General features: G+C 38.8%; 8 protein-coding genes. All 8 read right to left on the reverse strand.

What is annotated here, in order from left to right:
- Positions 1-160: 160 nt before the first annotated feature.
- On the reverse strand, positions 161-1,171 hold the full coding sequence (locus tag AMS59_RS07915; RefSeq protein ID WP_053483626.1) for a histidinol phosphate phosphatase domain-containing protein: 1,011 nt from the start codon (positions 1,169-1,171) through the stop codon (positions 161-163).
- Positions 1,168-1,950, reverse strand: a complete 783-nt coding sequence (locus AMS59_RS07920; RefSeq protein WP_053483211.1) for a DeoR/GlpR family DNA-binding transcription regulator — start codon at positions 1,948-1,950, stop codon at positions 1,168-1,170. Before AMS59_RS07920 ends, AMS59_RS07915 begins: the two co-directional genes overlap by 4 nt.
- Positions 1,947-2,948, reverse strand: coding sequence for an ABC transporter ATP-binding protein (locus AMS59_RS07925; RefSeq protein ID WP_053483212.1), 1,002 nt, complete (start codon positions 2,946-2,948; stop codon positions 1,947-1,949). The genes AMS59_RS07920 and AMS59_RS07925 overlap by 4 nt, the downstream gene beginning before the upstream one ends.
- Positions 2,945-3,730, reverse strand: coding sequence for an ABC transporter permease (locus tag AMS59_RS07930; protein ID WP_053483213.1), 786 nt, complete (start codon positions 3,728-3,730; stop codon positions 2,945-2,947). Before AMS59_RS07930 ends, AMS59_RS07925 begins: the two co-directional genes overlap by 4 nt.
- Entirely contained in the window at positions 3,730-4,572 is an 843-nt protein-coding gene (locus AMS59_RS07935; RefSeq protein WP_199777694.1) for an ABC transporter permease subunit, read from the reverse strand. Before AMS59_RS07935 ends, AMS59_RS07930 begins: the two co-directional genes overlap by 1 nt.
- A 264-nt stretch (positions 4,573-4,836) precedes the next feature.
- Positions 4,837-5,673, reverse strand: a complete 837-nt coding sequence (locus AMS59_RS07940; protein ID WP_053483214.1) for an alkaline phosphatase family protein — start codon at positions 5,671-5,673, stop codon at positions 4,837-4,839.
- A complete protein-coding gene (locus tag AMS59_RS07945) occupies positions 5,663-6,751 on the reverse strand; it encodes an ABC transporter substrate-binding protein (protein WP_053483215.1) in 1,089 nt (362 codons plus the stop codon). Before AMS59_RS07945 ends, AMS59_RS07940 begins: the two co-directional genes overlap by 11 nt.
- 249 nt (positions 6,752-7,000) lie before the next feature.
- Positions 7,001-7,372: an ELKS/Rab6-interacting/CAST family protein gene (locus AMS59_RS07950; protein ID WP_234007712.1), complete on the reverse strand. Its 372-nt coding sequence runs from the start codon at positions 7,370-7,372 to the stop codon at positions 7,001-7,003.
- Positions 7,373-7,934: the final 562 nt, after the last annotated feature.

Here is a 7,934-nt window from a genome sequence, read left to right on the forward strand (position 1 = left end):
CTCTCATTTTAAAAATGAATTTAATCATATGTATGCAATCTGTCTTGTACTTATGTAACTAATACGATTAAATTAATGAAAGGCACTGAAACAAAAATGAATTTCCTAAGAAACCTCATTTTTGTTTCAGTGCCTATATATTTATAAACAACAGTGTGTGCTATATCTCAATTACTTTTCTCATACGCTGTTCAAAGACGACAATCGATTGAACACCAAAGCTCTTAAGCAAATTTGCATTGGCAAATGTATACTTACCTAAATCGTCTGGGAAATGCGCATCTGAGGAAACTGTAAAGGCTACATCATGGTCAATTAAAATTTGCAAAAAACGGGGTCCGGGGCACATTTCCTTTACTGGATAGCGATAATATAAGCCAGCATTTATTTCAGTGGCAGTTTGTGTTGTCACAAGTGCCTTTGCGATTCTTTCATACCAAGTATCAAGAAAAACCGTATCCTCCACTTGATAGTCAAATACTTTAAAGTTGTCCAAATGTGCCACAAAATCAAACATATTCGAGAGGATCATTTTTTCTACTGTAGCAAAAAATCGAGCAAAGTTTCCCTGTAAAGTTGCGTCATCCATGTCCTCAAATATGTATTGTGTTTGAGGGTTATCAAAGCCCCAGCCATCCACAAAATGGACAGATCCGATGACATAATCCCATGGATATCCTTCTAGCAATGCTGCTAATTCTTCCTCACCACCGACAAAATAATCTGCCTCGATGCCAAGCTTTAAGGAGATACCATGATGACTCCATTTCTCTTTTGCTTGATTAATAGCTGACACAAAATCATCCATGTTTTCCGTCATCACACGATCAAGCCAGTAGCGCTGAGCTCTACCAACTTCATTGTCATCTAACTGCATATAACGCTCAAAGTATGCTCGCGTCTCCTTGAAACGATATAGATGGTCCACAATTCCAACCTCGCGCAAACCGAGCTGCTTTGCTTGTTGTAAATATAAATCTAACCATTCCTCACTAAAACAGCCATTCTGTAATCGCTTTGATAGCTGCTGCATTTGCAACTCTATAAACGCTTTAGAACCTTTAGCTATTCCTTCATCTTCATTAAAAAATCTAATTGCCTGAGAAGTACGCTCTAGCCAACGAAATGAATATGGGCCCTCCTCTAAATGTACATGATAATCAATCATCAGCCTTTCCCTCCATTGCATACCGTCCACTTTTCCTCATACACTTGCCACTCCAATGGGCAAGCTATATCACAAAGAATTTCCGAACACTCTTCTATGTGACATATTTGATAAAAGGACGTACCATTTATTTTAGATGCATCCGCTAATAAAAAGTTCACCTTGCTACGGTCACGCATTTTTTTAGAAATTAACGATTCATCCAAATCATAATCGTATACGATGCCTTCACTTATACCACCACACGATATAAATGCTTTATCAAAATTCATATTCCCTAATAACTCCAACGTCATTGCTCCTGTTATTGAGGATTGCCTTGGATTTGTCGTTCCTCCAAGTAATATGACCTTCCCAGTCATCCGCCGCTCTTCAATAGCCAAATTAAATTGTACAGCTGCAGCGATCGAATTGGTTACGACAGTTATATCATTGACTGCCAATAAAAAATCTGCAATATGCACCGTCGTTGTACCTGTATCAACCGCAATTGTATCCCCGTCACATATACGTCTAGCAGCTAAACGAGCTATATTGCGTTTAGCCTCTTTTTGCATTTGAAGCTTCCGCAAAAATGCTGGTTCATTTCTAACGTTCGTATACTTTACAGCTCCTCCATGTACTCTCGTTAATAAATGCTGTTGTTCTAGCTCATCAAAATCTCTACGAATCGTTTCTGGTGCCACTTGTAATTCTTCTGCAATATTGGCAACAACAATTTTCCCATCAACCTCTAACTGTTTTAAAATAAATTCGAAACGTTCAATTTTTGCATAGGTCATGATAATGCAATCACATCTTCTTTCGCTACATAACACATATATTTCTTACCCAGCTCAAACGAACGCCCTCGTTGGTGTAGCTGCTCCATCGTAAAGAGACATTCTCCCTCTAAAGTTGTTCGAATAACATTGCCGCTCATTAATGACTGCTTCGCCTCTCCAGTCATACAAACATCCCCTTGTCTCTGATCAAGATGAATGGCTTCTGGTCGAATCGCGAATTTGGAGTATTCTTTTGGCAATGTCTCGCCAATCATTTTCTCTAGAGCTTGACGCGTAAAGACATTGTAATGTCCGATAAAATTAGCGATAAATTCACTTTCAGGGCTTGTATAAATCGCAGTAGGTGTTCCACTTTGTGCTATCATTCCATTATTCATAACAAATATTCTATCTGAAACAGCCATCGCTTCCTCTTGGTCATGCGTCACTAAAATCATCGTGATGCCTAGCTTTTGTTGGATAGATCTTAAGTCAGCTTGAAGTTTCTTACGAATTTGGGCATCGAGTGCACTAAGCGGCTCATCTAACAGCAATACCTTTGGACGTACAATTAAAGCACGAGCAAGGGCAACACGTTGCTGCTGACCGCCAGATAATTCTTTCGGATATGCGTTGGCTTTTTCACTTAAATGCACGATCTCAAGCATTTCTTGAACACGTTGGTCCACTTCAGCAATATTTACTTTTTGCATGCGTAAACCAAAGGCTACATTTTCTTTCACCGTCATATTTGGGAATAGTGCATATGATTGAAACACCATACCAACCTGACGATCCTTTGATTGAACACCCATCATATCCTTACCTTCAATGATAATTTTTCCTGCAGATGCATCTGTTAAGCCTGCTAAAATACGTAAAATGGTACTCTTACCACAGCCACTTGGACCTAAAAGAGTTATAAATTCACCTTTTTCAATCTTCATATCTATATTTGATAAAACCGTCGTTAATCCATATTTTTTATGAAGTCCTTCAATCACAATATAACTCATAGATTTGTAGCACCTTTCGATCGTTTCGTTAATGTTGCAATAGCAAACGTTAATAAGCCCATAAGAACGATATAAATCAAGACAACTGCACTAGCAATATGTCCACTTGTATTAAGTTTCTTCATTAAATAAATTTGCACTGTTTCAAAGCGAGAACCCACCACAAGATTAATCAGTACAAACTCTCCAAAAAGAACGGAAAACGATAATAATGCACCAGCAAATAAACCTGGGTAAACAGTAGGTAACAATATTTTGGTAAATGCCTGCAATTTCGATACTCCCAGTAATTGTGCTGCATCTAAAAGCTGCCGTGCATCTACATTTCGCAAACTATTGCGTGTCCCTTGGTAAATGTATGGTAGGATACCGACAACATAGGCTCCTAAAACTACTAAAATCATCGGCACACCAAATTTACTGTAAACACGAATGAGTCCGACTGCTAAAATAATTCCTGGAAATGAATACACCATCACAACAGCCATCTGAATCCATTTTTCGTATTTTGGAAAATACAACACGATCACAAAAATAGCCGGTACGATAACGAGCAATGCAATCACTACAGCACCACTCGACAATAAAACAGAACGTCCAAACGCCTGTATAAATTCTGCATCCTGAAATAATGTAGCAAGCCATTTAAATGTCAATCCTTCTGGCATAATGGTCTTATTCCAATTCGTCGCAAAGGCGTAAAGCATTGTTGCAACAACTGGCAACACTAAATACACCACTAATAGGAGGAAAAATAAATCAGCAAAGCCTCTTTTTTTCACTATAATTTCCTCCTTGTTTTCGAAATGCTCCATTCGCTTAACAGCATTGCCGTCACCATCGTTACTGCTAGTATTACGGCAATAGCACTTGCCAGCTCTGGTTGGGCAAAAATATCTCCCTTAATAAGAGAACCAATACGAATGGCTACTAAATTGTAATTACTGCCAGTTAACGCATAGGCTGAAGCATACGCTCCCATTGCATTGGCAAACAATACGCTAAATGTTCCAACGATCCCAGGAAGCATAACAGGGACCCCAATCTTCATCCAAAACTGCCACGTAGAAGCTCCAAGTAGTGCCGCAGCTTCCTTCCATTGTTGCTGAATTCCATCATAAATTGGGTATAACAGCATTAATGCTAATGGTAGCTGAAAATAAATATAAATCAGTAACAAACCACCCCAGCTATAGAGAGAAAAGGACGATAATGTGCCAATACCCCATTTATCAAATAGCAATGTAAAAAGCCCACTATTGCCAAGTAATACGATAAATGCAAATGCTAACGGAATACCTGAAAAATTTGATGTTAAATTTGTCAGTATTAAAATCTTTTCACGTACTGGTTCAGAAAATCTCATAATCGCATAAACCGCAAATAAGGTAACGATTAAGGCAATGACTGCCGAAATAACGGACAGTGTAATACTATTTGTAAAGCCTTGTAAAATGTAATCATTCGTTAGTACAGATTGATATTGTGCAAGTGTAAAACCATCACTATTTTGAAAGCTTGTGATTAGCATATACAGTAACGGTACTAAGAAAAATAACAAGACAAGTACTAGAAAAGGAGAAAGCCAGGCAACTGTCTGCCGCTTCGAAATCAAAACAATCACTTCTTTCTTTATTTAATAGCGGCCATTTTGATTAACCATTTTTATTAATTAGAAGGCTCATCACCATAACGTGGGGTTGATTTCCGTTCCGGCTGGGCGCTTTCCTGGGGTCGCCCAGCCTCCACTCCAATCAACTAATACAACGTTTTAAAAATGGCATCCCAACTTTTTTAATGATGAGCCAATAAGAGAACTTATTTCTAATAAGGGCTACTCAATTTCCCTGCTGGAAGCTTCCCTAACACGCCTGAATAATGTTGATAATTAAACCTTTTTCAAAGAATGCATCCCTTCTAATAACAGCGGAACCATTTCTTCAGAAGGTTCGATATTTAATAAATGACAGCACAGCGGAGCAATTTGTAACTGTGAGACAATCTCATCCTTAATGCCTGCTTTAACGTGATTCGAAATAACAAACATCGGTACATGACGATCCTCAGCTGTCGTGCCTCCATGATTACCATCACTCGTCATCCCATGATCAGCTGTCACGATCACTTCATAGCCCTGCGCAAGACATTTTGGGATAAATAAAGATAATAAAGCATCCACTGCTAAAACACGATTTCGATATTGTGCCGAGTCAGCTGTAAATTTATGACCATCATCATCTACATTCATCGGATGAATATATAAGAAATCGGGTTGCTTATTATCCATTAGCCAAGCAGCCTCAGCAAATAAATGACTGTCTGGATAGTGATCCTCAAAGTAGAACATGCCATTCTCAATCGGCAATTGAGTATCTAATTGTAACCTGTCCTCCATATGCACAAATGGTGCACGATTGTATAGCTCACTGACCCAATAATAGGCAGCTGCTGCTGTAGACAGACCGTTTTCTTTCGCTAAATGAAATAGACTATTTTGCGTGGATAAACGCACTGTCATATTGCTCGTTACTCCATGTACAATGGGTGGTGTCCCCGTTAAAATCGTTTCATATAAAGGCCTTGATAGTGACGGGACCTCTGAGCAAACCTTGTAGCGTGCTGCAATCTTACGTTCAACTAAATGGTGCATAAATCCCAGATGGGTACAGGCTGTATCAAAGCGAAGTGCATCGACGACAATTAAGACAACTTTATTATTTTCCATGAATTAATACCTGCTCCTGATATAGTTGTGGAATTTGCTTTGTTGTTTCTTCCCATTTCTTTTGGTCTTTTACTGGCTGTGCGTTTTTGTACATTTCCTCAGGCAGTAATAGCTTCTGAACATCTTGAGACAATTGAACCTTGTCACGAATTGGACGAGCATAACCCTTCGCTAAATTTTCTTGCCCTGCATCTGATAAAATGTATTCACGAGCAAGCATTGCTGCATGAGGGTTTTTTGCGTATTTATTAATGATCGTTGCATAGCCTGATGTTACAGAGCCTTCTGATGGAATGACGACATCAAAACGTTTCTCATCAATTTGGTGTCGATAGCCAAGTGAATTAAAATCCCATAGGATGGCTACGTCAATTTCGCCTTTTTCTAAATTCGCTACAGTTGGATCTCCTTTTAAACGCCCTTGTTTTGCTAAATCTGCAAAAAAGTCTATTCCTGGTTGAATATTCGATTCATCGCCACCAAATGCCATTGCAGCTGCTAAAATAGCAAACTGTGCTTGATTCGCTGTTAAAGCATCACCAATGCTGACAGTGTAATCTCCGTTTTTAATGTCCTCCCAAGATTTCGGGGCATTTTTGACGTTGTTTTTATCAGTTAAAAATGAAATGGTTCCAGTATAACCCACGATCCAATGTCCTTCATCATCCTTTGCCCAGTCAGGTATTTCATCCCAATAAGATGTTTTGTACGGTAATGTTAAACCTTTGTCCTTGGCAATCGGCCCAAAAGCAATTCCGACGTCACCTATATCCGCAGTGGCATCATCCTTTTCTGCCTCAAACTTTGCTAGCTCCTCAGCGCTCGACATGTCTGTATCCTTATGCTTGAGGCTATATTCAGTACCAAGATCTCTCCAAGTCTCTACCCAGTTAGCCCATGTATCTGGCATACCGACAGAATTTACAGTTCCTTCTTCTTTTGCTTTTTTCGTGATCTCTTCAAGTGTCAAATCACTTTTCACTTCATTCGAACTAGATGAACCGTCAGAACAAGCTGCCAACATTGAAATTGCTAATGCTCCGATTAGACCTTTCTTCCACAACTTTTGAATTGCCATGAGTTGGAACCTCCATTTGTTTATGTTTGTTTTCATTTGCCTTACAACACTTATGTTAGAAAACAAACATTAAGCAAGTATGGAGGACGTTAAAATATTCAGTAAAAATTATTAAGGAATTATGAAAATCTATGAACAATTATTAATTGAAGGGGGATTGTAAAAGTTTTAGAGGAGTAAGGAGGAATCTAGTTCTGTATGCGCACGTTTATGTAACTTTCCAAGACGTGCACACACTCTAGATTCAGTTTATAAACCAAGAAAATCTGCATATGTATGCGGCTCGTTTTCCTTTAAAATTGTTAAAAATGTAAAGGCAAGCTGTACAACTGACCACCATCTCATATTGTAGGACATCTCAAAGTAGGCAGGTTCTAATGTAAAAACATCCTGAAAAATATCAAGTGGTTCAATTTTTTCATCTTTTAATATCGAGAGAAAACCTAAAAATAACGTATGGTCCTTGACCTCAATCATTTTTCCATCAACTAGTGCATCAATATTTTCTGGTTGCTGAAAATTACATTGTGTCGCAACATACTTTTCTAATTCCTGCGCTCGTTGTCTTTCTTCGCGTTCTCTTTTCTTTGCAATAAAATCAATGACGTTATCCACGTGCATCGCCTCTTCTTTTTTTCTTTTATTGTAGCATTTTTTACAATACTATTGCCCGAACACACTCCCCATTTTTTCCATTTACCAAAACAAAAAGAATGATAGTAGCAAATTTGCCATAATCATTCTTTTCTCAAGGTATTTATTAATTTAAGGCTCGCCATCATAGCGTGGGGTTGATTTCCGTTCCGGCTGGGCGCTTTGTTGCTGCCGCTACGTTAGCACTACGCTTTCGCACAGAGCAAAGCTTCCTGGGGGCGTCCGATGAGCCGCTTCACTCGCGTTGCTCGCTCCAGGGTCTCATCTGTGACGCTGATCCCCAAGGAGTCGCCCAGCCTCCACTCCAATCAACTCATATTCATGGTATACATTTTAATCCAATGTTATATTATTGAACTTCATAGAAGAAGCTTTTTCCGTACCAAAAGGTATAAGTAAATTATCAACAACAAATCCTTCGATCAGTAAATATTTCACCGTATTTTAAATAATTTATCAGGTGTGTTGATTAACCATTTTTATACATCCAAAGAGGCTGATTTCCGCTACGGGCTACTCGCTTTCCTGC

It is taken from the genome of Lysinibacillus sp. FJAT-14745, from assembly GCF_001275675.1.
Classification (GTDB): domain Bacteria; phylum Bacillota; class Bacilli; order Bacillales_A; family Planococcaceae; genus Lysinibacillus.

What these genes read in the sequence shown, in the direction of transcription:
- AMS59_RS07920 (WP_053483211.1), bottom strand. Translation starts at nt 1,950, where the DNA reads ATGACCTATGCAAAAATTGAACGTTTCGAATTTATTTTAAAACAGTTA.
- AMS59_RS07925 (WP_053483212.1), bottom strand. Translation starts at nt 2,948, where the DNA reads ATGAGTTATATTGTGATTGAAGGACTTCATAAAAAATATGGATTAACG.
- AMS59_RS07940 (WP_053483214.1), bottom strand. Translation starts at nt 5,673, where the DNA reads ATGGAAAATAATAAAGTTGTCTTAATTGTCGTCGATGCACTTCGCTTT.
- AMS59_RS07945 (WP_053483215.1), bottom strand. Translation starts at nt 6,751, where the DNA reads ATGGCAATTCAAAAGTTGTGGAAGAAAGGTCTAATCGGAGCATTAGCA.
- AMS59_RS07950 (WP_234007712.1), bottom strand. Translation starts at nt 7,372, where the DNA reads ATGCACGTGGATAACGTCATTGATTTTATTGCAAAGAAAAGAGAACGC.